Annotated in this window: 28 protein-coding genes; 23 read left to right on the plus strand and 5 right to left on the minus strand. The window is 71.6% G+C overall.

All coding sequences use genetic code 11. The annotated features are described in order from the left end of the window. Positions 1-49: 49 nt before the first annotated feature. The 6 genes from rpmJ (at position 50) to truA (ending at position 3,883) form a co-directional block, all read left to right on the plus strand. A complete protein-coding gene (gene rpmJ, locus AC4OXY_RS29470; RefSeq protein WP_003998809.1) occupies positions 50-163 on the plus strand; it encodes a 50S ribosomal protein L36 in 114 nt (37 codons plus the stop codon). Between the two features lie 191 nt (positions 164-354). Continuing rightward, positions 355-735, plus strand: coding sequence for a 30S ribosomal protein S13 (gene rpsM / locus AC4OXY_RS29475; RefSeq protein WP_491991353.1), 381 nt, complete (start codon positions 355-357; stop codon positions 733-735). A gap of 66 nt (positions 736-801) precedes the next feature. Next, positions 802-1,206, plus strand: a complete 405-nt coding sequence (gene rpsK, locus AC4OXY_RS29480) for a 30S ribosomal protein S11 (RefSeq protein WP_003956432.1) — start codon at positions 802-804, stop codon at positions 1,204-1,206. Positions 1,207-1,334: 128 nt separating this feature from the next. Then, positions 1,335-2,357, plus strand: coding sequence for a DNA-directed RNA polymerase subunit alpha (locus tag AC4OXY_RS29485; RefSeq protein WP_024755423.1), 1,023 nt, complete (start codon positions 1,335-1,337; stop codon positions 2,355-2,357). An 85-nt stretch (positions 2,358-2,442) separates the two neighbouring features. Next, a complete protein-coding gene (gene rplQ / locus AC4OXY_RS29490; RefSeq protein ID WP_356033541.1) occupies positions 2,443-2,937 on the plus strand; it encodes a 50S ribosomal protein L17 in 495 nt (164 codons plus the stop codon). Between the two features lie 91 nt (positions 2,938-3,028). Beyond that, entirely contained in the window at positions 3,029-3,883 is an 855-nt protein-coding gene (gene truA / locus AC4OXY_RS29495) for a tRNA pseudouridine(38-40) synthase TruA (protein ID WP_356033539.1), read from the plus strand. Position 3,884: 1 nt separating this feature from the next. Here truA and AC4OXY_RS29500 read toward each other — a convergent pair whose 3' ends face one another. Next, a complete protein-coding gene (locus AC4OXY_RS29500; RefSeq protein ID WP_356033536.1) occupies positions 3,885-4,757 on the minus strand; it encodes a hypothetical protein in 873 nt (290 codons plus the stop codon). Positions 4,758-5,055: 298 nt separating this feature from the next. On the opposite strand from AC4OXY_RS29500, the gene rplM reads away from it, so the two are divergent. The 3 genes from rplM (at position 5,056) to glmM (ending at position 7,595) form a co-directional block, all read left to right on the plus strand. Then, entirely contained in the window at positions 5,056-5,499 is a 444-nt protein-coding gene (rplM, locus tag AC4OXY_RS29505) for a 50S ribosomal protein L13 (RefSeq protein ID WP_356033533.1), read from the plus strand. Between the two features lie 42 nt (positions 5,500-5,541). Further along, positions 5,542-6,063 (plus strand): 30S ribosomal protein S9, encoded by a 522-nt coding sequence (gene rpsI / locus AC4OXY_RS29510; RefSeq protein WP_356033531.1) that lies wholly within the window; start codon positions 5,542-5,544, stop codon positions 6,061-6,063. Between the two features lie 173 nt (positions 6,064-6,236). Further along, complete coding sequence (glmM, locus tag AC4OXY_RS29515; protein ID WP_356033528.1) at positions 6,237-7,595, plus strand: phosphoglucosamine mutase; 1,359 nt, start codon at positions 6,237-6,239, stop codon at positions 7,593-7,595. Positions 7,596-7,660: 65 nt separating this feature from the next. On the opposite strand, the gene coaA is transcribed toward glmM, so the two are convergent. Continuing rightward, entirely contained in the window at positions 7,661-8,647 is a 987-nt protein-coding gene (gene coaA, locus AC4OXY_RS29520) for a type I pantothenate kinase (RefSeq protein ID WP_356033526.1), read from the minus strand. A gap of 167 nt (positions 8,648-8,814) precedes the next feature. On the opposite strand from coaA, the gene glmS reads away from it, so the two are divergent. Beyond that, positions 8,815-10,662 (plus strand): glutamine--fructose-6-phosphate transaminase (isomerizing), encoded by a 1,848-nt coding sequence (glmS, locus tag AC4OXY_RS29525; protein ID WP_356033523.1) that lies wholly within the window; start codon positions 8,815-8,817, stop codon positions 10,660-10,662. Between the two features lie 6 nt (positions 10,663-10,668). Here the strand turns inward: glmS and AC4OXY_RS29530 are convergent, their stop codons facing one another. Beyond that, positions 10,669-11,448 carry an SDR family NAD(P)-dependent oxidoreductase gene (locus tag AC4OXY_RS29530; protein WP_491991354.1) on the minus strand — a complete coding sequence of 260 codons (780 nt, stop codon included), beginning with the start codon at positions 11,446-11,448 and terminating at the stop codon, positions 10,669-10,671. Between the two features lie 44 nt (positions 11,449-11,492). On the opposite strand from AC4OXY_RS29530, the gene AC4OXY_RS29535 reads away from it, so the two are divergent. The 7 genes from AC4OXY_RS29535 (at position 11,493) to AC4OXY_RS29565 (ending at position 18,030) form a co-directional block, all read left to right on the plus strand. Beyond that, positions 11,493-11,864 (plus strand): holo-ACP synthase, encoded by a 372-nt coding sequence (locus tag AC4OXY_RS29535; RefSeq protein ID WP_071381104.1) that lies wholly within the window; start codon positions 11,493-11,495, stop codon positions 11,862-11,864. Positions 11,865-12,111: 247 nt separating this feature from the next. Then, complete coding sequence (locus tag AC4OXY_RS29540; RefSeq protein WP_491991355.1) at positions 12,112-13,548, plus strand: NAD(P)H-hydrate dehydratase; 1,437 nt, start codon at positions 12,112-12,114, stop codon at positions 13,546-13,548. A 117-nt stretch (positions 13,549-13,665) separates the two neighbouring features. Beyond that, the gene (locus AC4OXY_RS29545) at positions 13,666-14,580 is read left to right on the plus strand and encodes a L,D-transpeptidase family protein (protein WP_356033516.1); all 915 of its coding nucleotides are present in this window, start codon (positions 13,666-13,668) and stop codon (positions 14,578-14,580) included. Between the two features lie 54 nt (positions 14,581-14,634). Next, positions 14,635-15,798, plus strand: a complete 1,164-nt coding sequence (gene alr, locus AC4OXY_RS29550; protein ID WP_376291020.1) for an alanine racemase — start codon at positions 14,635-14,637, stop codon at positions 15,796-15,798. Positions 15,799-15,948: 150 nt separating this feature from the next. Next, entirely contained in the window at positions 15,949-17,214 is a 1,266-nt protein-coding gene (locus AC4OXY_RS29555) for an alpha/beta fold hydrolase (protein ID WP_356033511.1), read from the plus strand. Next, complete coding sequence (gene tsaE / locus AC4OXY_RS29560; RefSeq protein WP_356033509.1) at positions 17,171-17,692, plus strand: tRNA (adenosine(37)-N6)-threonylcarbamoyltransferase complex ATPase subunit type 1 TsaE; 522 nt, start codon at positions 17,171-17,173, stop codon at positions 17,690-17,692. Before AC4OXY_RS29555 ends, tsaE begins: the two co-directional genes overlap by 44 nt. Positions 17,693-17,832: 140 nt before the next feature. Beyond that, positions 17,833-18,030 (plus strand): hypothetical protein, encoded by a 198-nt coding sequence (locus AC4OXY_RS29565; protein WP_376291023.1) that lies wholly within the window; start codon positions 17,833-17,835, stop codon positions 18,028-18,030. Here AC4OXY_RS29565 and AC4OXY_RS29570 read toward each other — a convergent pair. Next, positions 18,027-18,581, minus strand: a complete 555-nt coding sequence (locus tag AC4OXY_RS29570; protein ID WP_362818143.1) for a hypothetical protein — start codon at positions 18,579-18,581, stop codon at positions 18,027-18,029. The genes AC4OXY_RS29565 and AC4OXY_RS29570 overlap by 4 nt on opposite strands. A gap of 123 nt (positions 18,582-18,704) precedes the next feature. Here AC4OXY_RS29570 and tsaB point away from each other — a divergent pair, with 123 nt between their 5' ends. The 4 genes from tsaB to AC4OXY_RS29590 are packed head-to-tail and all read left to right on the plus strand — an operon-like array spanning position 18,705 to position 21,226. Then, positions 18,705-19,361 (plus strand): tRNA (adenosine(37)-N6)-threonylcarbamoyltransferase complex dimerization subunit type 1 TsaB, encoded by a 657-nt coding sequence (tsaB, locus tag AC4OXY_RS29575; protein WP_356033503.1) that lies wholly within the window; start codon positions 18,705-18,707, stop codon positions 19,359-19,361. A gap of 26 nt (positions 19,362-19,387) precedes the next feature. Then, positions 19,388-19,855 (plus strand): ribosomal protein S18-alanine N-acetyltransferase, encoded by a 468-nt coding sequence (rimI, locus tag AC4OXY_RS29580; RefSeq protein WP_491994657.1) that lies wholly within the window; start codon positions 19,388-19,390, stop codon positions 19,853-19,855. Next, complete coding sequence (gene tsaD, locus AC4OXY_RS29585; RefSeq protein ID WP_402064044.1) at positions 19,848-20,972, plus strand: tRNA (adenosine(37)-N6)-threonylcarbamoyltransferase complex transferase subunit TsaD; 1,125 nt, start codon at positions 19,848-19,850, stop codon at positions 20,970-20,972. The genes rimI and tsaD overlap by 8 nt, the downstream gene beginning before the upstream one ends. Then, on the plus strand, positions 20,969-21,226 hold the full coding sequence (locus AC4OXY_RS29590; RefSeq protein WP_356033499.1) for a hypothetical protein: 258 nt from the start codon (positions 20,969-20,971) through the stop codon (positions 21,224-21,226). Before tsaD ends, AC4OXY_RS29590 begins: the two co-directional genes overlap by 4 nt. Before the next feature lie 198 nt (positions 21,227-21,424). Here AC4OXY_RS29590 and AC4OXY_RS29595 read toward each other — a convergent pair whose 3' ends face one another. Beyond that, positions 21,425-22,303 (minus strand): COG4705 family protein, encoded by an 879-nt coding sequence (locus AC4OXY_RS29595; protein WP_356033497.1) that lies wholly within the window; start codon positions 22,301-22,303, stop codon positions 21,425-21,427. A gap of 196 nt (positions 22,304-22,499) precedes the next feature. On the opposite strand from AC4OXY_RS29595, the gene AC4OXY_RS29600 reads away from it, so the two are divergent. Continuing rightward, positions 22,500-23,531 carry a LacI family DNA-binding transcriptional regulator gene (locus tag AC4OXY_RS29600; RefSeq protein ID WP_356033495.1) on the plus strand — a complete coding sequence of 344 codons (1,032 nt, stop codon included), beginning with the start codon at positions 22,500-22,502 and terminating at the stop codon, positions 23,529-23,531. A gap of 126 nt (positions 23,532-23,657) precedes the next feature. Continuing rightward, on the plus strand, positions 23,658-24,716 hold the full coding sequence (locus AC4OXY_RS29605) for an LCP family protein (protein ID WP_491991356.1): 1,059 nt from the start codon (positions 23,658-23,660) through the stop codon (positions 24,714-24,716). Positions 24,717-24,816 lie beyond the last annotated feature (100 nt).

The raw sequence follows: 24,816 nt of genomic DNA on the forward strand, positions 1-24,816 counted from the left end.
GCACCCCGGATCTCCTCGGGGTGATGGCACTGACCCGGAGAACCTCACCATGAAGGTCAAGCCGAGCGTCAAGAAGATCTGCGACAAGTGCAGGGTGATCCGCCGTCACGGTCGGGTCATGGTCATCTGCGAGAACCCGCGCCACAAGCAGCGCCAGGGCTGACGCACGACCATCTCCCTCTGCACCTCTATCGCAGAGATTCGCGCGACGCGAGCTGAATTGTTCATACGCAGAACCCGAGCCAGTCGGCTCGACACCCTCGGTTCGGAGGCCGAGGACCCGGTTCGTACCTGGTACGGCGGCCGGGAGCCGGTTCTGCGGAAGACCTCCGAAAGATCACCAGGAGCCATTGAATGGCACGCGTTTCCGGTGTTGACATCCCGCGCGAAAAGCGCGTGGAGGTCGCCCTCACCTACGTGTTCGGCATCGGCCGGACGCTCTCGCAGCAGACGCTGACCGAGACCGGTATCGACCCGAACACCCGCGTTCGTGACCTGAGCGAAGAGCAGCTCGTCGCGATTCGTGAGTACGTCGACAACAACATCAAGACCGAGGGTGACCTCCGTCGCGAGATCCAGGCCGACATCCGCCGCAAGGTCGAGATCGGCTGCTACCAGGGTCTCCGTCACCGTCGCGGTCTGCCCGTCCGCGGTCAGCGCACCAGCACCAACGCCCGCACCCGCAAGGGCCCGCGTCGCGCCATCGCCGGTAAGAAGAAGCCGGGCAAGAAGTAGTCCGCAGCGGACTCGCCGTCCAGCGGTCTTCGCTGTAGGACCGACCACCTCCCGTAGGAGTTATAGATGCCCCCCAAGGGTCGTCAGGGCGCTGCCAAGAAGGTGCGCCGCAAGGAAAAGAAGAACGTCGCTCACGGCCACGCGCACATCAAGAGCACGTTCAACAACACGATCGTCTCCATCACGGACCCGTCCGGCAACGTGATCTCCTGGGCCTCCGCCGGCCACGTCGGCTTCAAGGGCTCCCGGAAGTCCACGCCGTTCGCCGCGCAGATGGCCGCCGAGTCGGCTGCCCGCCGCGCCCAGGAGCACGGCATGCGCAAGGTCGACGTGTTCGTGAAGGGCCCGGGTTCCGGTCGTGAGACCGCGATCCGCTCCCTGCAGGCCACGGGCCTCGAGGTCGGCTCCATCCAGGACGTCACCCCGACCCCGCACAACGGCTGCCGCCCGCCGAAGCGCCGCCGCGTCTGACGCACAGCGCTCCGCAGGTTTCGGGGTTTCGGGCGGTACGGCCTCTGTGAGGAAGCCGTACCGCCCGTACCCTTGCAGTACAGAGTCGGGCGTCAAATAGCGGGCGCCCCTGACTGAAGGATTCATCCATGCTGATCGCTCAGCGTCCCTCGTTGACCGAAGAGGTCGTCGACGAGTTCCGCTCCCGGTTCGTGATCGAGCCGCTGGAGCCGGGCTTCGGCTACACCCTCGGCAACTCCCTGCGCCGTACCCTCCTGTCGTCGATCCCCGGCGCTGCTGTCACCAGCATCCGCATCGACGGTGTCCTGCACGAGTTCACCACCGTGCCGGGCGTCAAGGAGGACGTCACCGACCTGATCCTCAACATCAAGCAGCTGGTCGTCTCCTCGGAGCACGACGAGCCGGTCGTGATGTACCTGCGCAAGCAGGGTCCGGGTCTGGTCACCGCCGCCGACATCGCGCCCCCGGCCGGTGTCGAGGTGCACAACCCCGACCTCGTCCTCGCCACCCTCAACGGCAAGGGCAAGCTGGAGATGGAGCTGACCGTCGAGCGCGGTCGCGGCTACGTCTCGGCCGTGCAGAACAAGCAGGCGGGCCAGGAGATCGGCCGTATCCCGGTCGACTCGATCTACTCGCCGGTTCTGAAGGTCACGTACAAGGTCGAGGCCACGCGTGTCGAGCAGCGGACCGACTTCGACAAGCTGATCGTCGACGTCGAGACGAAGCAGGCCATGCGTCCGCGTGACGCCATGGCGTCGGCCGGCAAGACCCTGGTCGAGCTGTTCGGTCTCGCCCGCGAGCTGAACATCGACGCCGAGGGCATCGACATGGGCCCGTCCCCCACGGACGCCGCCCTGGCCGCCGACCTCGCGCTGCCGATCGAGGAGCTGGAGCTCACGGTCCGCTCCTACAACTGCCTCAAGCGTGAGGGCATCCACTCCGTGGGTGAGCTCGTCGCCCGCTCCGAGGCCGACCTCCTCGACATCCGCAACTTCGGTGCGAAGTCGATCGACGAGGTCAAGGCGAAGCTGGCCGGCATGGGCCTGGCCCTCAAGGACAGCCCGCCCGGATTCGACCCCACGGCCGCTGCCGACGCCTTCGGCGCCGACGACGACGCGGACGCGGGTTTCGTGGAGACCGAGCAGTACTGATCGGTCGTTGCCGGTGAGCATCCGCTCATCGGGTTCCTGACCCCGGTACCTGACACGGCCGGGGCAGACACACAGGAGAAGAAAAATGCCGAAGCCCACCAAGGGTGCCCGTCTGGGCGGCAGCGCCGCGCACGAGAAGCTGCTCCTCGCGAACCTGGCGAAGAGCCTCTTCGAGCACGGCCGTATCACCACCACCGAGGCGAAGGCCCGCCGCCTGCGCCCGTACGCCGAGCGTCTGGTCACCAAGGCGAAGAAGGGCGACCTTCACAACCGCCGTCAGGTGCTCCAGGTCATCACGGACAAGAGCGTCGTCCACACGCTCTTCACCGAGATCGGCCCGCGGTACGAGAACCGTCCCGGTGGCTACACCCGCATCACCAAGATCGGTAACCGCCGTGGCGACAACGCGCCCATGGCCGTCATCGAGCTGGTCGAGGCGCTGACGGTCGCCCAGCAGGCGACCGGCGAGGCCGAGGCCGCCACCAAGCGTGCGGTCAAGGAGGCCGAGGAGGCCAAGGCTGCCGAGACCACCGAGGCGCCGGCCGAGGAGGCCGCTGCCGAGGAGTCGAAGGACGCCTGAGGCTCTGCCTGACGCGGGAAGCGGGTCCGCCCTTCGGGGCGGGCCCGCTTTCGCGTACCGGAGAGGAGCTGGAGCTTGAGAGGATTTCCCCGTGAGTGACGAAGTACAGCCCGGTTGCGTCCGTGTCCGCCTCGATCTGTCCTACGACGGGACCGACTTCCACGGCTGGGCCAAGCAGGCCGGCGGCAGGCGGACCGTGCAGGGGGAGATCGAGGACGCGCTGCGGACCGTCACCCGGTCCCGGGAGACGTACGAGCTGACCGTCGCCGGACGCACCGACGCCGGGGTGCACGCGCGGGGCCAGGTGGCGCACGTGGACCTGCCCGAGGGGGTCTGGCGGGAGCATCACGAGAAGCTCCTCAAGCGGCTCGCCGGGCGGCTGCCGAAGGACGTGCGGGTGTGGGCGCTCAGGCCGGCCCCGGCGGGCTTCAACGCGCGGTTCTCGGCGGTCTGGCGGCGCTATGCGTACCGGGTGACCGACAACCCCGGGGGTGTGGACCCCCTGCTGCGCGGCCATGTGCTCTGGCACGACTGGCCGCTCGACGTGGACGCCATGAACGAGGCGGCCCGGCAGCTGCTGGGCGAGCACGACTTCGCCGCCTACTGCAAGAAGCGGGAGGGGGCCACGACGATCCGGACCCTGCAGGAGCTGAGCCTCGTGCGCGGGTCCGACGGGATCATCACCGCCACCGTGCGCGCCGACGCCTTCTGCCACAACATGGTGCGTTCGCTGATCGGCGCGCTGCTCTTCGTCGGGGACGGGCACCGCGGACCGCAGTGGCCCGGGAAGGTGCTGGCCGCGGGGGTGCGGGACTCAGCCGTGCACGTCGTACGACCGCACGGGCTGACGCTGGAGGAGGTCGGCTACCCCGCCGACGAGCTGCTGGCCGCACGCAGCAGGGAAGCCCGCAACAAGCGCTCGCTCCCGTCGGCGGGGTGCTGCTGACCTAGCCGTTCGTCGCCGCGGATGCCTGGGCCTGGCCGCGGCGGTAGATCTGGTTGAAGGTGAACTCCTGGAGGTCGTTGCCGGTGTTGAAGACCTTGGAGTCCTTGTTGGTGACGTTCTTGCCGTCGGTGAAGCCGACCGTCGTGAAGTAGGCGTAGCGGCCGACGGAGTTCGCTGTGGTCAGGCAGACCGCGGCGTTGCAGAAGTCCTTGACGCCCTTGCCGGGCAGGGAGCGCACCATGGCGTTCTTGGCGGCCTGGGCCTTGACCTTCGTGGCCTCGGCCTGGGTGTCGAAGAGGGCGACGCCGACGGTGGCCGCGATGCCGTCCTTGGCGTAGGTCACGCGGATCAGCCGGGTGCAGCCGTTGGCGGTGAGGATCTGCGGCAGCTTGCCGCCGGCGGCGGAGGCGCAGCTCGTGGTGTCGGCCGTGGCGCCCTTCTTGTAGACGCTGTTTCCCGTGGTCAGCTGGGTGCCGGGGAAGAGGCTGTCGGCGCTGATCGGGGCCTTGTCCTTCGCGGCGCTGGCTATGAACTCCTTCGGGTCCAGTGGCGGCGGGGCGCTGGTGGGCGCGAAGGACGGGGTGACCGACCCGCTCGCCGAGGCGCTGGCGGGCAGGTTGGTCGGGTTGCCCGAGGCGCTGTTCTTGCCGTTCGCGGACACCACGGCCATGGCCACGGCGGTGCCGACGGCGATCGTGGCCACCGCGCCGCCGCCGATGAACAGCAGCTTGCGGCGCTTGGTGCGGGTCTCGGACGCCTCGGCGAGTGCCGCCCAGTCCGGGGTCCCGTCGTCACCGCTGCTTGCCCAGGGCTGCTGGGAATTCGGTTTCCAGGGATCCCACTGAGACTGGGGTCCCCCCTGCCCGTAACTCATGGGGCGCATCTTAGACGGGCTCCCCGGGCGCGCGGAGCGCGTGCGGCGGCATGCCACGTTTGTCCGCCGGCAGGGTGGGAATCAGGGTCGTTTTGACCCTGCGGGGCCCCGGCAGGTAACCTGCTTCTTCGTTGTGTATTGGCTTGCTCATTCTCACGGGACGGGCCCTTACACCGGTCCGCCGGGCCGATGACCAGCGACCAGCACGCGGTTTGCGTCACCGCAGTGCGGTCAAGGCTGTCGTGATCGTTTCGGTGACCTGTTCAGGACCATTCACTCGAAGCGAAGGCTACGAACCGTGCGTACGTACAGCCCCAAGCCCGGCGATGTGACGCGCCAGTGGCACGTCATCGACGCTCAGGACGTCGTCCTGGGCCGTCTCGCCACCACCGCAGCGACCCTCCTCCGGGGCAAGCACAAGCCGATCTACGCCCCCCACGTCGACGCCGGTGACTTCGTCGTCATCATCAACGCCGACAAGGTGCACCTGTCCGGCAACAAGCGGACCCAGAAGATGGCGTACCGCCACTCCGGCTACCCGGGTGGTCTGCGCTCCGTCCGTTACGACGAGCTCCTCGACAAGAACCCCGAGAAGGCCATCGAGAAGGCCGTCAAGGGCATGCTCCCCAAGAACACGCTGGGCCGTCAGATGCTCTCGAAGCTGAAGGTCTACAAGGGTGACCAGCACCCGCACGGCGCGCAGCAGCCGCAGCCGTACGAGATCACCCAGGTCGCGCAGTAAGTCCGGCCACCCCCTAAGACTGAAGAGAATCTGAGGAGAATCGTGGCCGAGACCACCGTTGAGCAGCCGGTCGAAGAGACTGAGCTCGTCGACATCGACAGCTACACCACCGAGTCCGAGGTTCCGCTGGAGGGTGAGTACACCTCCGAGTCCCTCGCCTCGCGCTTCGGTGAGCCCCAGCCGGCCGCCGGCCTGGGTCGCCGCAAGAACGCCATCGCCCGCGTCCGGATCGTCCCGGGCACCGGCAAGTGGAAGATCAACGGTCGCACCCTTGAGGACTACTTCCCGAACAAGGTGCACCAGCAGGAAGTCAACGAGCCCTTCAAGGTGCTGGAGCTCGAAGGCCGTTACGACGTCATCGCCCGCATCGCGGGTGGCGGTGTCTCCGGCCAGGCCGGTGCGCTCCGTCTCGGTGTCGCCCGTGCGCTGAACGAGGCCGACGTCGACAACAACCGCGGCCCGCTGAAGAAGGCCGGCTTCCTCAAGCGCGACGACCGTGCGGTCGAGCGCAAGAAGGCCGGTCTGAAGAAGGCCCGCAAGGCCCCGCAGTACAGCAAGCGTTAATCGCCAGCTGCCTGCTCGTACGTATACGGGTACGTACTGGCCCGCACGTACTCCGAACGCCCCGGCGGCACGCCACATGTGCTGTCGGGGCGTTCGTTTATCCCAGTCAAGGGCGTATAACGACACAAGACGCTCGAAGGCTTGTGTGATCGGAAGTTTCCTCGGGAGGACAAGTGGGACGACTCTTCGGTACGGACGGCGTGCGCGGTGTCGCCAACGCGGATCTGACCGCCGAGATGGCGCTCGGCCTCTCCGTCGCCGCGGCGCACGTGCTGGCCGAGGCGGGCACCTTCGCGGGCCACCGGCCGAAGGCGGTGGTCGGGCGGGACCCGCGCGCGTCCGGGGAGTTCCTGGAGGCGGCCGTGGTCGCCGGTCTCGCGAGCGCGGGCGTGGACGTGCTGACCGTCGGCGTGCTGCCGACGCCCGCCGTGGCCCACCTGACCGGCGTGCTCGGCGCCGACCTGGGCGTGATGCTCTCCGCCAGCCACAACGCCATGCCGGACAACGGCATCAAGTTCTTCGCCCGCGGCGGCCACAAGCTCGCCGACGAGCTGGAGGACAGGATCGAGGCGGTCTACGAGTCCCACCGGCACGGCGAGCCCTGGGAGCGGCCGACGGGTGCGGGTGTGGGCCGCGTGCGCGCGTACGAGGAGGGCTTCGAGCAGTACGTCGGCCATCTCCTCGCCGTGCTGCCGAACCGGCTCGACGGCCTGAAGATCGTCCTGGACGAAGCGCACGGCGCGGCCTCGGGGGTCTCGCCGGAGGCGTTCTCCCGGGCGGGCGCGGAGATCGTCACGATCGGCGCGCAGCCGGACGGGCTCAACATCAACGACGGCTGCGGCTCGACCCACCTCGACAAGCTGAAGGCCGCCGTCGTGGAGCACGGCGCGGACTTCGGCGTCGCGCACGACGGCGACGCCGACCGCTGCCTGGCCGTGGACCACACCGGCGAGGAGATCGACGGCGACCAGATCCTGTCCGTGCTGGCGCTGGCCCTGCGGGAGCGCTCCGCGCTGCGGGCCGACACCGTGGTCGCGACCGTGATGTCGAACCTCGGCTTCAAGCTGGCGATGGAGCGGGCCGGGATCCGGCTCGTGCAGACCGGCGTCGGCGACCGGTACGTGCTGGAGGAGATGAAGGAGCACGGGTACGCCCTCGGCGGCGAGCAGTCCGGGCACGTGATCATCCTCGACCACGCGACCACCGGTGACGGCACGCTGACCGGGCTGCTGCTCGCCGCGCGGGTCGCGGAGACCGGGCGGTCGCTGCGGGAGCTGGCCTCGGTGATGGAGCGGCTGCCGCAGGTCCTCGTCAACGTGCCCGACGTGGACAAGTCCCGCGTGAAGACGTCCGGTGACCTGGCTGCCGCCGTCGCCGAGGCGGAGCGCGAACTCGGCGAGACCGGGCGGGTGTTGCTCCGTCCGTCGGGCACCGAGCCGCTGGTGCGCGTGATGGTCGAGGCCGCGGACATCGAGCAGGCGCGGTCGGTGGCCGGGCGGTTGGCCGATGCCGTGAAGTCGGCGCTCGGCTAGTCGACGGTTCCGGGTTCGAGGGGGCGGGGCTGTGCTCGATGCGCGGCTCCGCCCCTTCGGCGCGTCTACAGCTTCCGCAGCCTCAGCCGCTGCACCTTGTGGTCCGGGCCCTTGCGGACCACGAGGGTGGCCCGGCCGCGGGTGGGGGCGATGTTCTCGACCAGGTTGGGCTTGTTGATCGTGCGCCACAGGGTGCGGGCGTAGTCGAGGGCCTCCTCCTCGGAGACCTGGGTGTACTTGCGGAAGTACGAGTTGGGGTTCTGGAACGCCGTCTGGCGCAGCTTCCTGAAGCGGTTCAGGTACCAGCGCTCGATGTCCTCGGCGCTCGCGTCGACGTACACGCTGAAGTCGAAGTAGTCCGCGAGGCCGACGCGGGTGCGGCCGTCGCTGCCGGGCAGGGCGGGCTGGAGGACGTTCAGGCCCTCGACGATCAGGATGTCGGGGCGGCGGACCGTCAGCCGCTGGTCGGGGACGATGTCGTAGATCAGGTGGGAGTAGACGGGGGCCGTCACCTCGTCCTTGCCGGCCTTGATGTCGGCGACGAAGCGGGTCAGGGCCCGGCGGTCGTAGGACTCGGGGAAACCTTTCCGCGACATCAGGCCGCGGGCCTCCAGCTCCCGGGTGGGCAGGAGGAAGCCGTCCGTGGTGACCAGTTCGACCCGCGGGTGTTCGGGCCAGCGGGAGAGCAGGGCTTGCAGGAGCCGGGAGACGGTGGACTTGCCGCAGGCCACGGAGCCGGCGACGCCTATGACGAACGGGGTGCCGGACTGGGAGCCCTGCTCGCCGAGGAACGTGTTCAGCGCGCCTCTGAGTCCGTCCGTGGCACCGACGTAGAGGTTGAGGAGCCGGGAGAGCGGGAGGTAGACGTCGCGGACCTCGTCGAGGTCGATGACGTCGCCCAGGCCGCGCAGCTTCTCCACCTCCTCGGCGGTGAGCGGCAGCGGCGTCTTCTCGCGCAGCGCGCTCCACTCGGCGCGGGTGAGGTCGACGTAGGGAGTCGCCTCCGGCTTGTGCCGGTGGGCGCTCCGGATCGAGGAGACCGGTGAGATCACATTCCATTGTTAACGGAGTTTGAACGAGGCGGTGGGTGGGCTCCGTCACGCATACGGTCACCGCATCGCAAAAGGCCCTCCCGAGGCCTTCGTACGACGGTGGGAATTTCCGAATTCGGGCAGGCGGCGGCCTGTTCGGGCCGCTCCGCGGTCGTAGGCTGCGGCGCATGTGCGGAATCGTGGGATACGTAGGGGCGCAGTCGGCGCTCGATGTCGTGATGGCCGGACTGAAGCGGCTGGAGTACCGGGGGTACGACTCGGCGGGCGTCGCCGTGCTCGCGGACGGCGGGCTGGCCGCGGCGAAGAAGGCCGGGAAGCTGGTCAACCTGGAGAAGGAGCTGGTCGAGCGGCCGCTGCCGACCGGCGCGACGGGCATCGGCCACACCCGCTGGGCCACGCACGGCGGACCGACCGACGGCAACGCCCATCCGCACCTCGACAACGCCGGCCGCGTCGCCGTCGTGCACAACGGCATCATCGAGAACTTCGCCGTCCTGCGCGCCGAACTGGCCGAGCGCGGCCATGAGCTCACCTCCGAGACGGACACCGAGGTGGTCGCCCATCTGCTCGCCGAGGAGTTCTCGCAGACCGCCGACCTGGCGGAGGCCATGCGGCTGGTGTGCCGGCGGCTGGAGGGCGCGTTCACGCTGGTCGCGGTGCATGCCGACGAGCCGGACGTGGTCGTGGGCGCCCGCCGGAACTCACCGCTCGTCGTCGGCGTCGGCGAGGGCGAGGCGTTCCTGGCCTCCGACGTCGCCGCGTTCATCGCCCACACCCGCTCCGCGGTCGAGCTGGGCCAGGACCAGGTGGTGGAGCTGCGCCGCGACGGCGTCACGGTCACCGGTTTCGACGGCCGCCCGGCCGAGGTCCGCAGCTACCACGTGGACTGGGATGCCTCCGCCGCCGAGAAGGGCGGCTACGACTACTTCATGCTCAAGGAGATCGCCGAGCAGCCGAAGGCGGTCGCCGACACGCTGCTGGGCCGGATCGACCCGTCCGGCTCCCTCACCCTGGACGAGGTGCGCATCGCGCCGTCCGAGCTGCGCGAGATCGACAAGGTCGTCATCGTCGCCTGCGGTACGGCCTTCCACGCGGGCCTGATCGCCAAGTACGCCATCGAGCACTGGACGCGCATCCCGTGCGAGGTGGAGCTGGCCAGCGAGTTCCGCTACCGGGACCCGATCCTGGACAGCCGTTCCCTGGTCATCGCCATCTCCCAGTCCGGCGAGACCATGGACACCCTCATGGCGCTGCGGCACGCCCGTGAGCAGGGCTCCAAGGTGCTGGCCATCTGCAACACCAACGGCTCGACCATCCCGCGCGAGTCGGACGCGGTGCTGTACACGCACGCCGGCCCCGAGGTCGCCGTCGCCTCCACCAAGTGCTTCCTGACCCAGCTGGTGGCCTGCTACCTGGTCGCGCTGTACCTGGGCCAGGTGCGCGGCACCAAGTGGGGCGACGAGATCCAGGCCGTGATCAAGGACCTCTCCCGGATCTCCGAGGAGGTCGAGCGGGTCCTGGAGACCATGGAGCCGGTACGGGCCCTGGCCCGGACGCTGGCGGAGAAGGACACGGTGCTGTTCCTGGGCCGGCACGTCGGATACCCGGTGGCCCTCGAAGGCGCGCTGAAGCTCAAGGAGCTGGCCTACATGCACGCCGAGGGCTTCGCGGCGGGCGAGCTGAAGCACGGTCCGATCGCGCTGATCGAGGAGGACGTGCCGGTGGTCGTGGTCGTCCCGTCCCCGCGCGGCCGCTCGGTCCTGCACGACAAGATCGTCTCCAACATCCAGGAGATCCGGGCCCGGGGCGCCCGCACGATCGTGATCGCCGAGGAGGGCGACGAGGCGGTCGTGCCGTACGCCGACCACCTGATCCGCATCCCGGCCACGCCGACCCTGCTCCAGCCGCTGGTCGCGACCGTGCCGCTGCAGGTCTTCGCCTGCGAGCTGGCCACCGCGCGGGGCAACGAGGTGGACCAGCCGCGGAACCTGGCGAAGTCGGTCACGGTCGAGTAGGCCCGCTCAGTGGACGGACAGCCCGCCGTCCACGAAGAGCGACTGGCCGGTGACGTAGGCGGAGGCGCGGCTCGCGAGAAAGACGGCCGCGCCTTCGAAGTCCTCGGCCAGGCCGTTGCGGCCGATCATCGTGCGCGCGGCCAGGGCGGCCGACTGCTCGGGGTCGGCGGCGAGCCGCTCGTTCAGCGGCGTCATCACGAAGCCCGGCACCAGCGTGTTCACCGTGACGCCGTACGGCGACCAGGCCTCGGCCTGTGAGCGGGCCAGCGACTCCAGCCCGCCCTTGGAGACGCCGTAGGCACCGCTCTGCACGAAGGCGCGGTGGGCCTGCTGCGAGGTGACGTGGACGATCCGGCCGAAGCCGCGCTCCGCCATGCCGGGGCCGAAGCGCTGCCCCAGCAGGAAGGGCGCCTCCAGGTTCACGGCCATGGTGGTGTCCCACACGTCCTCGCCCAGCTCGCCCAGGGGCGGCCTGAGGTTGATCCCGGCGGAGTTGACGAGGATGTCCGGCTCCCCGAAGACCTCCGCCGCCTCCTCGGCCACGGCCCGCACCCCGGCGCGCGTGGCCAAGTCGCCCGCGACCCACGCCGCCTGGGCTCCTGTCGACCTCAACTCATCGACGGTGCCGATGAGTTGGTCCTTGCCTCGGGCCACGACCACCACCCGGGCGCCGGCCCGCGCCAGCGCCCCGGCGATGGCCCGGCCGATGCCGGAACTGCCCCCGGTCACCAGGGCGGTGCGGTCGTCCAGCGCGAACAGGTCGGAGAGATAGGCGTGGGACGTCATGGTGCGCAGCGTAGACGGCACCGGGCGATCGTAGGCTGCCCGGCATGAGCATCATCGGAGTGGGGATCGACGTCGCCGAGATCGACCGGTTCCGGGCGTCGCTGGAGCGCACGCCCCAGATGGCCGACCGGCTGTTCGTGGCGACGGAGCTGCTGCTGCCCAGCGGGGAGCGGCGCGGGATCGCCTCGCTCGCGGCCCGGTTCGCGGCCAAGGAGGCGCTGGCCAAGGCCCTGGGCGCGCCCCCCGGGCTGCAGTGGACCGACGCCGAGGTGTACGTCGAGGACACCGGGCAGCCCCGGCTGCGGGTGCGCGGGACGGTGGCGGCCAGGGCGGCGGAGCTGGGCGTCACGTCCTGGCACGTCTCGCTCAGCCATGACGCCGGTGTCGCCTCGGCGGTGGTGATCGCCGAGGGCTGAGCGGCCGCGGGTCCCGCGACGCCGGCCGGGACACGGTCGGGCCGGGGCGGCTGGTTCCCGGTGGGTGTTCTGCGGGCGGCCGGTCAGGGGCGGGGCGGTCCCGAGGTCGGTTCCGGGCGCGGTCGGTCCGGGGAGGGAGCGCCGGGGGCCGTCCAGGTGTCGTCGCGCCGTCGGTTCGGAGGCGGGGGCCGGGGTCCGGGGCCGGTGTGGGTGTGACGGGTGGGGGGTGCGGGGCAGACTCGGTGCCATGCGTACTGCGTACAGCGTGGAGACGGTAAGGGCGGCCGAACGGGCCCTCATGGCACGGCTGCCGGAGGGCGCGCTGATGCAGCGGGCCGCCGCGGGACTGGCCGCGGCCTGCGCGGAACTGCTCGGGCGGGTGTACGGCAGCCGGGTGGTGCTGCTCGTGGGCAGCGGGGACAACGGCGGGGACGCCCTGTACGCGGGGGCCCGGCTGGCCCGGCGCGGAGCCGGCGTCACGGCCGTACTGCTCTCGCCCGAGCGGGCGCACGCCGGGGGACTGGCCGCGCTGCGGCGGGCGGGCGGCGCGGTGGCGGCCGACTCCGCCGCCACGGCCGAGGAGTTGGTCGAGCGGGCCGACCTGGTCGTGGACGGGATCGTCGGGATCGGCGGGAAGGGCGGGCTGCGGCCCGGGGCGGCGGCCCTCGCCGAGGCGGCCGAGCTGTCCCGGGCCGCCGTGGTGGCCGTGGACCTGCCCAGCGGGGTCGAGGCGGGCACCGGGGAGGTGCTCGGGGCCGCCGTACGGGCCGATCTGACCGTCACCTTCGGCACGTACAAGCCCGGCCTGCTGGTCGACCCGGCACGGGAGTACGCCGGAGTCGTACGGCTCGTCGACATCGGCCTCGAACTGCCCGGCGAGGGCGAGCTGGAGGCCCTGCAGCACGCCGACGTGGCACGGCTGCTGCCGGTGCCGGGGGCGGAGAGCGACAAGTACCGGCGGGGCGTCGTCGGGATCGCGGCCGGGTCCGCGCGCTATCCGGGGGCGGCCGTGCTCGCCGTGTCCGGGGCGCTGCGGGGCGGGGCCGGGGCCGTACGGTACGTCGGTCCCGCCGGGGACGCGGTCATCGCGCGCTTCCCGGAGACGCTGGTCTCCGACCGGGGTCCGGCGAAGGCGGGCCGCGTGCAGGCCTGGGTGACCGGGCCCGGCGCCGGGGAGGACGCGGCGACCGTCGCCGAGGTGCTCGGCACCGACGTGCCGGTGCTGCTCGACGCGGACGGGCTGCGGCTGGCCGATCGGGACACGGTGCGGGGGCGTACGGCGCCGACGCTGATGACCCCTCATGCCGGGGAGGCGGCCGCGCTGCTGGGGGTGCGGCGCGAAGAGGTCGAGGGGCGCCGGCTGGCGGCCGCGCGGGAGCTGGCGGCGGTGTACCGGGCGACCGTGCTGCTGAAGGGGTCCACCACGCTGGTCGCCGACGCCGGGGGCGGCGCGGTGCGGGTGAACCCCACGGGCACGTCCTGGCTGGCCACGGCGGGCAGCGGCGATGTGCTGTCGGGGCTCGCCGGGTCGTTGCTGGCGGCCGGGCTCCGGGCGCTGGACGCGGGGAGCACGGCCGCGTATCTGCACGGGCTCGCCGGGCGGTTCGCGGCACAGGGGGCGCCGGCGGGGGCGCACGAGGTCTCCGAGCAGATCCCGGAGGCGTGGCGGGACGTGCGGTACTGAGCCGCCCCGCGACGGCCGGGTCGCGGATGACGTGCCGCGGACGGGGCCCTCAACCGCTCGGGTGACCCCTCCGCGCGGCATCGCCGATCCGATGGGGCCGCACGTTTGGCTGATCGCATGATCAGCAGACGAATCGCGTCCCGGGCTGTCGCGGTGCTGCTCGCCATCGTGACGGCGCTGCCGGCCGGCACCCTCGCCGCGGGCGCCGCGCCCGCCCGGGTGGCCCGGCCGGCGCCTCCCGCCCCCCGCACCGAACCCGAACCCGATCTCGTCCCCGGTGTGGCCCCGGTCGGCCAGCCCGCACAGATCGACACGCCCGACCAGGTGCTGGCGCCGGACGTGTACGTGCCGACGCCCCGCGAGGACCGCATCGAGCCCGGGCAGGCGGCGGCCGGGGCGTACGACCTCATCGAGTACGTGCCGCTCTCCGACGCCGTCGCCCGGGTGTCGTGCAGCAAGCAGACCGGGCCGTACCAGCGGCAGGTGGAGCGCTGGCTGGGGCTGAGGGTGGACGGCAAGCAGTCCGCCGCCGACTGCAGGGCCGTCCGCGCCTTCCAGCTGAAGTACGAGATCAAGCCCGCGAGCGGCTTCGCCGGGCCCGTCACCTGGGCGACCATGATGCTCGTCTCGGCACGGAAGGATCCGAACGCGGACCGCAAGTGCCCCGTCCGGTCGTACACCGTCGCCTGTGTCGACCTGGACCGGCAGCTCACCTGGGTGCAGCGGGGCTCCAGGGTGGTGTTCGGGCCGGTGCCGATGCGCAGCGGACGCGCGGGGCACGTCACCCGCAAGGGCTGGCACACGGTCTACTGGCGGCACAAGAACCACGTGTCGACCCTCTACCACCAGCCCATGCCCTACGCCCAGTTCTTCGACGGCGGCGAGGCCTTCCACGCCGTCTACGGCACCCTCTACACCACCGTCGGCTCCTGGGGCTGCGTCAATCTGAGGCTCGGCGACGCGAAGACACTGTGGGGTGTGCTGAAGAAGGGCGACCACGTCTACGTGTGGGGGCGCAGGCCCGGCACCTGAGGAGCCGAGACTGCGACCGGGGCCCGCGAGGTCCTCTGAGACACTGGGGGCGCCATGAGTGAGACAGCAGCTGAGCCGACCGCCCCCCTGCGCGCCCGCGCCGAGATCGATCTGGGTGCCCTGCGTGCCAATGTGCGGACCCTGCGCGCCCGGGCGAAGGGCGCCGCCGTGATGGCCGTCGTCAAGTCCGACGGGTACGGCCACGGGGCGCTGCCGTGCGCCCGCGCGGCCCTCGCGGCGGGCGCGACCTGGCTCGGCACGGCCACGCCCGAGGAGGCCCTCGCGCTGCGCGCGGCCGGGCTGCCCGGCCGGATCCTGTGCTGGCTGTGGGTGCCCGGCGGGCCCTGGCGGCAGGCGGTCGAGGCCGGCATCGACGTGTCCCTGAGCGGGATGTGGGCGCTGCGCGAGGCCGTGCTGGCGGCCCGCGAGGCCGGCCGGCCCGCGCGGGTGCAGCTCAAGGCGGACACCGGGCTCGGCCGCAACGGCTGCCCGCCCGGGGCCGACTGGGCCGAGCTGGTGGGCGCGGCCCTCGCCGCCGAGGCCGAGGGACTGGTGCGGGTCACCGGACTGTGGTCGCACTTCGCCTGCGCGGACGAGCCCGGGCATCCGTCCATCGCCGCCCAGCTCGACCGCTTCCGGGAGATGGTGGCGTACGCCGAGGAGCAGGGTGTGCGCCCCGAGGTGCGGCACATCGCCAACTCGCCCGCCGCACTGACCCTTCCCGAGACCCACTTCGACCTGGTCCGCACGGGCATCGCCATGTACGGCATCTCGCCGAGCCCCGAACTGGGCACGCCGGCCGACTTCGGACTGCGCCCGGTGATGACGCTCAGCGCCTCGCTGGCCCTGGTCAAGCACGTCCCCGGCGGACACGGCGTCAGCTACGGCCACCACTACGTCACACCCGGCGAGACGACCCTCGGCCTGGTCCCGGTCGGCTACGCGGACGGCATCCCGCGGCACGCCTCCGGCGCCGGTCCGGTGCTGGTCGACGGCAAGTGGCGCACGATCGCCGGGCGGGTCGCCATGGACCAGTTCGTGGTGGACCTCGGCGGCGACGAGCCCGCGGTCGGCAGCGAGGCCGTGCTGTTCGGGCCCGGCGACCGCGGCGAGCCCACCGCCGAGGACTGGGCGCAGGCCTGCGGCACGATCGCGTACGAGATCGTGACGCGCATCGGAACCCGCGTTCCCCGCGTCTATGTGAACGCGGACATGTGAACGACTCCCCGGGAACGGGGAAGACTCCGGTAGTCCGTCGGGCGGAACGCGACCCGTATCACGTGTAACACCGGTCATACCTGTTACGGCGGCGACAACGGCACCATCGATCGCACCCAGCGAAATCGCATCCGGCGAAGAGGAGCGGTAGTGAGCGAGAGCAGCGCGGAGGCCGTGGCGGGCGTCATCGCCTCGGCGGCCGCCGCCTCCGCGGGAGCGGCCGGCGGCTGGCGCCGGGCGACCGGCATCGCCGGTGCCGCGATAGGCGTCCTCGCGGCGGGCGCGGCGGCCGGCGTGGCGGTCGAGCGGATGACGGTCGGCCGCGGCATGCGCCGCAAGGCCCGGCTGGCCCTGGACTCCGCGGGCCCCTACGGCACCCTGCGCGGGACCCCGGGCAAGGCGATCGCCGACGACGGCACCGAGCTGTACTACGAGGTCGAGGAGATAGAGCCGGACACCGGCCCGCACGTCTCGCCGCGCCGGCGAAGGCTCTTCGGCCGCAAGGCGCCCGCTCCCGTCACCGTCGTCTTCAGCCACGGCTACTGCCTCAACCAGGACTCCTGGCACTTCCAGCGGGCGGCCCTGCGCGGGGTCGTGCGCACCGTGCACTGGGACCAGCGCAGCCACGGCCGCTCCGGCCGGGGGGTGGCCCAGACCCGGGACCGGGTGCCGGTCACCATCGACCAGCTCGGCCGCGATCTGAAGGCCGTGCTCGACGCCGCCGTGCCGGAGGGGCCGATCGTGCTGGTCGGGCACTCGATGGGCGGGATGACGACGATGGCCCTCGCCGCCCAGTACCCGGAGCTGATCCGGGACCGGGTCGTCGCCACCGCCTTCGTCGGCACGTCGTCCGGACGGCTCGGCGAGGTGAACTTCGGGCTGCCGATCGCCGGTGTCAACGCGGTGCGCCGCATCCTGCCGGGCGTGCTGAAGGCGCTCGGGCAGCAGGCGGAGCTGGTGGAGAAGGGCCGCCGGGCCACCGCCGAGCTGTTCGCCGGGATCATCAAGCGGTACTCGTTCGCCGGGCGGGACGTCGATCCGGCCGTCGAGCGGTTCGCCGAGCGGATGATCGAGTCGACGCCGATCGACGTGGTCGCCGAGTTCTACCCGGCCTTCACCGACCACGACAAGACCGAGGCCCTCGCCTCCTTCCAGGACATGCCCGTGCTGGTGCTGGCCGGAGTGCAGGACCTGGTCACGCCCAGCGAGCACAGCGAGGTCATCGCCGACCTGCTGCCCGAGTGCGAGCTGGTGCTCGTGCCGGACGCCGGGCACCTGGTGATGCTGGAGCACCCGGAAGCGGTCACCGACCGTCTCGCCGATCTGCTCACCCGCGCCGGTGCCGTGCCGGCAGGGGCTACGGTTAGTGGCTATGGAACGACCGGCAGCACCAGCAGCACCGCAGGGCCCCGTTGAGACGCGGCTGACGATCACCTCGCCCGAGCAGATGCGGGAGCTGGGCCGCCGGCTGGCGAAACTGCTGCGCGCGGGCGACCTGGTGATGCTCAGCGGGGAGCTGGGCGCGGGCAAGACCACGCTGACCCGCGGGCTCGGCGAAGGCCTGGGCGTGCGCGGCGCGGTCACCTCGCCGACCTTCGTGATCGCCCGCGTCCACCCCTCTCTCGGCGACGGCCCGCCCCTGGTCCACGTCGACGCCTACCGGCTCGGCGGCGGCCTGGACGAGATGGAGGACCTGGACCTCGACGTCTCGCTGCCCGACTCGGTGATCGTCGTGGAGTGGGGCGAGGGCAAGGTCGAGGAGCTGACCGAGGACCGGCTCCAGGTCCTCGTCCACCGCGCCGTCGGTGACACCGACGACGAGGTACGGCACGTGACCGTGACCGGACTGGGGGAGCGCTGGGCGGAGGCCGGCCTGGAGACGCTGGCCGCCTGAACCTCCGCCTGGGGAACATCAGGATTCCGACAGGCCGTCGGCAAGATATTGCGCAGGACGTCCCGGGCGTGGTCATATGGTAGCCAACCCGAAGTTAGGCGTACCTAACTTCGCCCGCCCCCGCACCTCAGGAGGCGTCCATGACCGCGACCAGCCCCACCCGGGTCTCGATGCACGAACTGCTGGCGTCGTGCGCGGCGGCGGACGCGATCTCCAGACCGCCGGAGCGCCCCGAAGGGGCGCGGGGAACCGCGCGACCAGCCGCCACGGCGCCGCAGCCGCCCGACGACCTCCCCCGATCCCCCGCGGAGCGCACCGCGGGGCGCAGCGCCGCCTAGCGGATCACGACGACCGGCACCCCGATCGTCGCGAACTTCCACATCTCCTCGCCGTCCACCCGGTTCTCCCGGACCCCTCCGGTCCGCACACCGGGCCCGGCCGGAGGCTGCGTGCCCACCGCCGCGCTGAAGCCGATCGCCAGCCCGTCGACGCTGGTGAACCGCACGACGTGCTCGACCGGCGTGCCGTCGGTGCCGATGACCGCGCTGGAGCGGGAGGTGATCCAGTACGAGCCGGGCGGCGGATCGACGGTGCCGGGGCTCACCGTGAAGGTGCGCTCCACCCGGTCCGTGCGGCCGACCAGCCAGACCCGGTCGTCGTCCAGCGAGTACACGACCCGTTCACCCCTGCCGGAGCCGCTCGGCAGGGCCGTCGGGTGCCGGGGGTCCCGGGGCGCCTTGCCGGCGCGGGCCGCGGGCGAGGCCGTCGCCCCGGGGCGGCCGGCCGGGCCCACCGGTCCGGCCGTGTGGGCCTGGTGGGCGAGGAAGCCGACGGCGCCGACGGCCAGCGCGGTGAGGCCGACCACGATCCCCGAGCTGGTCCCTGCCACGTGCCCCACCTCTGCCTCGTTCTGCCCTCATGCGATATGTCGTACTTCGTACAGACCGTAGCAGTCAGTGACCGTTCGACCGGGACGGCGATGCCCGAGCCGTCGGCGCCGTAGGCTGTTCGCGTGCTCTTGCTCGCTCTGGATACCGCAACACCCGCCGTCACCGTCGCGCTGCACGACGGCACGGACGTCGTCGCCTCGTCGAGCCAGGTGGACGCGCGCCGGCACGGAGAGCTGCTGCTGCCTGCCGTGGACCGTGTGCTCGCCGAGGCCGGACTGGGACTGGACGCCGTCACCGGCATCGTCGTCGGCGTCGGGCCCGGCCCCTACACCGGGCTGCGCGTCGGTCTGATGACCGCCGACACCTTCGGCCTCGCGCTCGGCGTCCCGGTGCACGGCGTGTGCACGCTGGACGGCCTCGCCTACGCCGCCGACATCGAGAAGGGCCCCTTCGTCGTGGCGACCGACGCCCGGCGCAAGGAGGTCTACTGGGCCACGTACGCCGACTCGCGCACCCGGCTCACCGGCCCGGCCGTGGACCGGCCGGCCGACATCGCCGAGCGGGTCGCGGGGCTGCCCGCGGTCGGCGCGGGCGCGCTGCTCTACCCGGACACCTTCCCGCACGCCCTCGAACCCGAGCACGTCTCCGCCGCGGCGCTCGCCGCGCTGGCCGCCGAGAGGCTCGCCGCGGGCGAGGAACTGCCCGCCCCCCGGCCGCTGTACCTGCGCCGCCCGGACGCGCAGGTGCCCAAGAACTACAAGGTGGTCACCCCGAAGTGACCGACGTGAGCGTGCGACTGCGCGAGATGCGCTGGTGGGACATCGACCGGGTCCTGGAGCTGGAGAAGGACCTGTTCCCCGAGGACGCCTGGTCCCGGGGCATGTTCTGGTCCGAGCTGGCCCACTCCCGGGGCGCCGAGGCGACCCGCCGCTATCTGGTCGCTCAGGGGGAGGGCGGGATCGTCGGGTACGCGGGCCTCGCCTCGTCCGGCGACCAGGCCGACGTGCAGACCATCGCCGTCGCCCGCGAGCTGCAGGGCACCGGCCTCGGCGGGCGGCTGCTGGCCGAACTGCTGCGCGCGGCGACCGCGTTCGAGTGCCACGAGGTGATGCTGGAGTGCCGGGTCGACAACGTCCGCGCCCAGAAGCTCTACGAGCGCTACGGCTTCGAGCCCATCGGCTTCCGGCGCGGCTACTACCAGCCGGGCAACGTGGACGCGCTCGTGATGCGCCTGATCACCGACCAAGCGACCGAAGAGAAGAACCATGGCTGACTCACGCGACGAGCCTCTCGTACTCGGCATCGAGACCTCCTGCGACGAGACCGGCGTCGGCATCGTCCGGGGCACCACCCTGCTGGCGGACGCCGTCGCCTCCAGCGTCGACGAGCACGCCCGCTTCGGCGGTGTCGTCCCGGAAGTGGCCTCCCGCGCCCACCTGGAGGCGATGGTCCCCACCATCGACCGCGCGCTGAAGGAGGCGGGCGTCTCGGCGAAGGACCTCGACGGCATCTCCGTGACCGCGGGCCCCGGCCTCGCGGGCGCCCTCCTCGTCGGCGTCTCGGCGGCCAAGGCGTACGCCTACGCCCTGGGCAAGCCCCTGTACGGCGTCAACCACCTCGCCTCGCACATCTGCGTCGACCAGCTGGAGCACGGCCCGCTGCCCGAGCCGACCATGGCCCTGCTGGTCTCCGGCGGCCACTCCTCGCTGCTGCTGTCGTCGGACATCACCTCCGACGTACGGCCCATGGGCGCGACCATCGACGACGCGGCGGGCGAGGCCTTCGACAAGATCGCCCGCGTGCTGAACCTGGGCTTCCCCGGCGGCCCGGTCATCGACCGGTACGCGCGCGAGGGCGACCCGACGGCGATCGCCTTCCCGCGCGGCCTGACCGGCTCGCGCGACCCGGCCTACGACTTCTCCTTCTCCGGCCTGAAGACGGCCGTGGCCCGCTGGATCGAGGCCAGGCGCGCGGCCGGCGAGGAGGTCCCGGTCCGCGACGTGGCCGCCTCCTTCCAGGAGGCCGTCGTGGACGTCCTCACCCGCAAGGCGGTCCGCGCCTGCAAGGACGAGGGCGTCGACCACCTGATGATCGGCGGCGGTGTCGCGGCCAACTCCCGGCTGCGCGCCCTCGCCCAGGAGCGCTGCGAGGCCGCCGGGATCCGGCTGCGCGTCCCGCGTCCCAAGCTGTGCACGGACAACGGCGCGATGGTGGCGGCCCTCGGCGCCGAGATGGTCGCGCGGGGCCGTGCCGCCTCCGGCTGGGACCTGTCGGCCGACTCCTCCCTGCCGGTGACCGACCCGCACGTGCCCGGTCAGGAGCACGGCCATGACCACGGGCATGGCCACGATCATGTGCACGAGGTCAGCAAGGAGAACCTGTACTCGTGACGGTCGCGCTGATGTGGGAGGCCCGGGCCGTCGCCGGCCGGGGCGAGGAGCTGCTGGCCTGGGTACGTGAACAGCCGCTCGCCGCCGAGCCGTTGCGCCGGGAGACCCTCCGGGCGCCGCAGGACCGGGTGCTGGTCATCACGTGGTGGGACGCGCCGTACGCCGCCGAGCTGCCCGAACTGCCGGAGCCGGACACGGAGTTGGTGACCCGGGGCGTGCACCGCTGGCGGTTCGAAGCGGTGGCCGGGGGCTGAGGTTGAGAGGCCCGGCCGGAATGCGCTATGATCATCACACAGCGAACGGCCGGGAACCGGAAACGGAAACCGACCCGGACGCAGTGCGTTGGTGGTCCAAGGAAAGACGTCCCGCTTCCTGCGGGGAGATGCAGGTGCAAGGCCTGCCCGGCGCTCCACACGAAGTCCCGCCTCGGGTTCCGAGGCGGGACTTCGGCGTTACCGGTGCCCGGCCCGCTGCGGCCGCGACGCCTGCGCCTCAGGGGTCGCCGGAACCGCAGCCCGCCGTTCCTTCAGATGCGCGTACGCCATCAGGCCGAACAGCACGGCCAGCAGCACCGCCGAGGAACCGGCCGTCCCCAGGTCGAGCCCGCCCTTGGCGACCGGCTTGGTCAGCAGGTCGCCGGCCGTGGCGCCGAGCGGGCGGGTCAGGACGAACGCGATCCAGAAGAGCAGGACGTTCGGCACCGCCGGGACCTTCATCAGGGCGACGAGGAGCAGCAGGAGGCCGGTCACCAGCGAGGCACCGCCCAGGTAGCCGAGGCCCGAGCTGTCGGACAGGAAGTCGCCCATCGAGGTGCCGAGCGTGTTGGAGACCAGGATCGCCGACCAGAACAGGGCCTCGCCGCGGAACGTGACGATCTCGGTGATCTGGAAGGTCATCCCGCTCAGCTTCCAGCCGAGGAAGATCAGCAGCAGGAGGGAGATCAGGATCGCGGCGCCCTCCGGGTAGCCGAGGCCGAGGCCCTGTGGGCCCCAGCCGAGCGACGTGGCGCCGCCGGAAAGGTACTTGGCGCTGTCGTCCCGGTTCATGAAGTCGGACATGGTGGTGCCGGCCATGGAGGTCGACAGGATCACGGTCCAGTAGAAGAACGGGTTGTAGCGCGTCGAGCGGAGCTGGATCACCAGCGTCACCACGAAGACCGCGAACAGGGCGATCGTGGTGAGGAAGTAGCCGAGCTTCAGGGTCTGGGCGAACAGGTCGCCCGCGGTCTCGCCCAGGGTCGTCGCCGCGATCTTCATGATCCAGAACGCGAGGGTGACCTCGGGCAGCTTCTTCATGACGGACTTCGCCGTCGAAGGCGTCGTCGAAGGCATCGTTGTCAAGGGTGCTCCTGTGGGGGGAGTCGAGTGCGGCCCGACCCTCCCAGGGGCAACATGAACGCTTCCTGAACACGCGCGGCACAGGGCTTGCTTTTTGCCAATGTTCGCGCTGTTCGCTCACGCCCCGTCGCACAGGACCTCACGGCATGGGACTCCCGTCCGGCTCTGCTGGGCTCATACGATCCCGGGCATGAAACCTTCGAAGCCCGCAGAGAGCCAGACGGCGACCCTCGCCGAAATCGCCCGTGAGGCCGGGGTGTCCGCCCCGACTGTTTCGAAGGTCCTCAACGGCCGCGCCGATGTCGCCCCGGCGACCCGCACTCGCGTCGAGGAACTGCTGCGTGCCCACGGCTACCGGCGCCGGCGCGCCGAGGCGTCCCGCTCCCCGCTGATCGACCTGGTCTTCCACGAGCTGGAGAGCGCCTGGGCGATGGAGGTCATCCGGGGCGTGGAGAACGTGGCCCGGGACGCCGGGCTGAGCGTCGTGCTGTCGGAGTCGGCCGGGCGCCTCACCCCGGGCCGGACCTGGGCCGACCAGGTCGCCGCGCGCCGCCCGCACGGCGTGGTCCTCGTGCTGTCCGGGCTCGACGAGTCCCAGCGGGCGCTGCTGACCAGCCGGTCCATCCCGTTCGTGGTGATGGATCCGGCCGGCGACCCGGGCCCCGACGTGCCCTCCATCGGCGCCACCAACTGGCAGGGCGGCCTCGCCGCCACCCGCCACCTGGTCGAACTCGGCCACACCCGGATCGGCGCGATCAGCGGCCCGTCCCGGATGATGTGCAGCCGCGCCCGGGTCGACGGCTACCGGGCCGCGCTGGAGACGGCCGGCCTGCCCGTCGATCCCTCGCTGATCGTGGGCGGCGACTTCCACCACGACGCCGGCTACCGGCTCGGCCTGGAGCTGCTGCGCCGCCCCGACCGGCCCACCGCCGTCTTCGCGGGCAACGACCTCCAGGCGCTCGGCCTGTACGAGGCCGCCCGCGAGCTGGGGCTGCGCATCCCGGAGGACCTCAGCGTGGTCGGCTTCGACGATCTGCCGGTGGCCCGCTGGGTGGGACCGCCGCTGACGACCGTACGGCAGCCGCTGACCGAGATGGCCGAGGCGGCCGCCCGGCTGGTGCTGGAGCTGGGGCGCGAGCAGCAGGAGCGGACGGCGACACGGGTGGAGCTGGCGACGAGCCTGGTGGTGCGGTCGAGCACGGATGCGCCTGCGGCGGTCTAGCGCCGCCTGCTCCGAATTGAGTCGGTCATGTGGCCAAAACATGCGGGATGAGAATTTCCGAAGAAAACCGACTCCCACCGCTTCTGCTAACAGTCCCCTAATAATTCGGACTTATGTTCCTGTGCCGTGACGCGACACGAGGGGCACGGCGAGCAGGACGACACGGGCGGACGAGGTGGCCGGCGGCCGAGGGTGCCGAAGATCGTCGGCCTCGCTCTGGCGGGGGTGCTGGTGCTGGGCGGGGGGACCGTCGGCTGGGCGTACTGGCGTCTCGACCACAACATCAGGAGCGTCGACATCAACGGCGCGCTGGGCGACGACCGCCCCGCCAGGCCGATGACCATCCCGTCCCCCTCGGCCTCCGCCTCCCCGCTGCCGTCCGGCTCCCTGAACATCCTGGTCCTCGGCTCGGACTCGCGCAGCGGCAGCGCCAACCGGAAGCTGGGCGGCGGCGACAGCTCGGGCGCCCGCTCGGACACGGCGATGGTCGTGCACATCGACGCGGGCCGGACCCGGGCCACCGTGGTCAGCATCCCGCGCGACACCCTCGTCACCCGCCCGTCCTGCCCGCTGTCCGCGGGCCGGTCCACGGCGGTGGCGTACGGCGCGATGTTCAACACCGCCTACGAGGTGGGCGGGCCGGTGTGCGCCGTGAAGACCGTCGAGTCGATCACCGGCGTCCGCATGGACCACTTCATGGAGGCCGACTTCTCCGGCTTCGCCAAGCTGGTGGACGCCCTCGGCGGGGTCGACGTCACCACCGGCCAGGACATCCACGACGCCGACAGCCACCTCGACCTCGCCGCCGGCGCCCACCACCTCGACGGCACGCAGGCCCTGGCCCTCGCCCGCACCCGGCACGGCATAGGCGACGGCAGCGATCTCGGCCGGATAGGGCTCCAGCAGAAGCTGGTCAAGGCCCTGCTGCAGCAGATGGCGAGCACCAGCCTGCTCACCGACCCGGCCCGGCTCTACCGGGTCGCCGACGCGGCCACCGCCGGCCTCACCACGGACACCGGCCTCGGCTCCCTGAACGCGCTGATGAGCCTCGGCGAGAGCCTGAAGGCCCTGACCGCCGGCCATGTGACGACGGTGATGATGCCGGTCGTCACGGCCCCCTCCGACCCCAACCGGGTGATCGCGAAGGAACCGGCGGCGAGCGCGCTGTGGGCGTCCCTGCGCTGAAGAAAAATATTTCCGGAGGTGTGTCGATCCCGGGTCCCGCCGTTCGACGCATGGGTGAGTGGCGGGGACGGACCCCACCACCCGGACCGAAGGAGTCACC

This window comes from Streptomyces sp. HUAS MG56, from assembly GCF_058673395.1.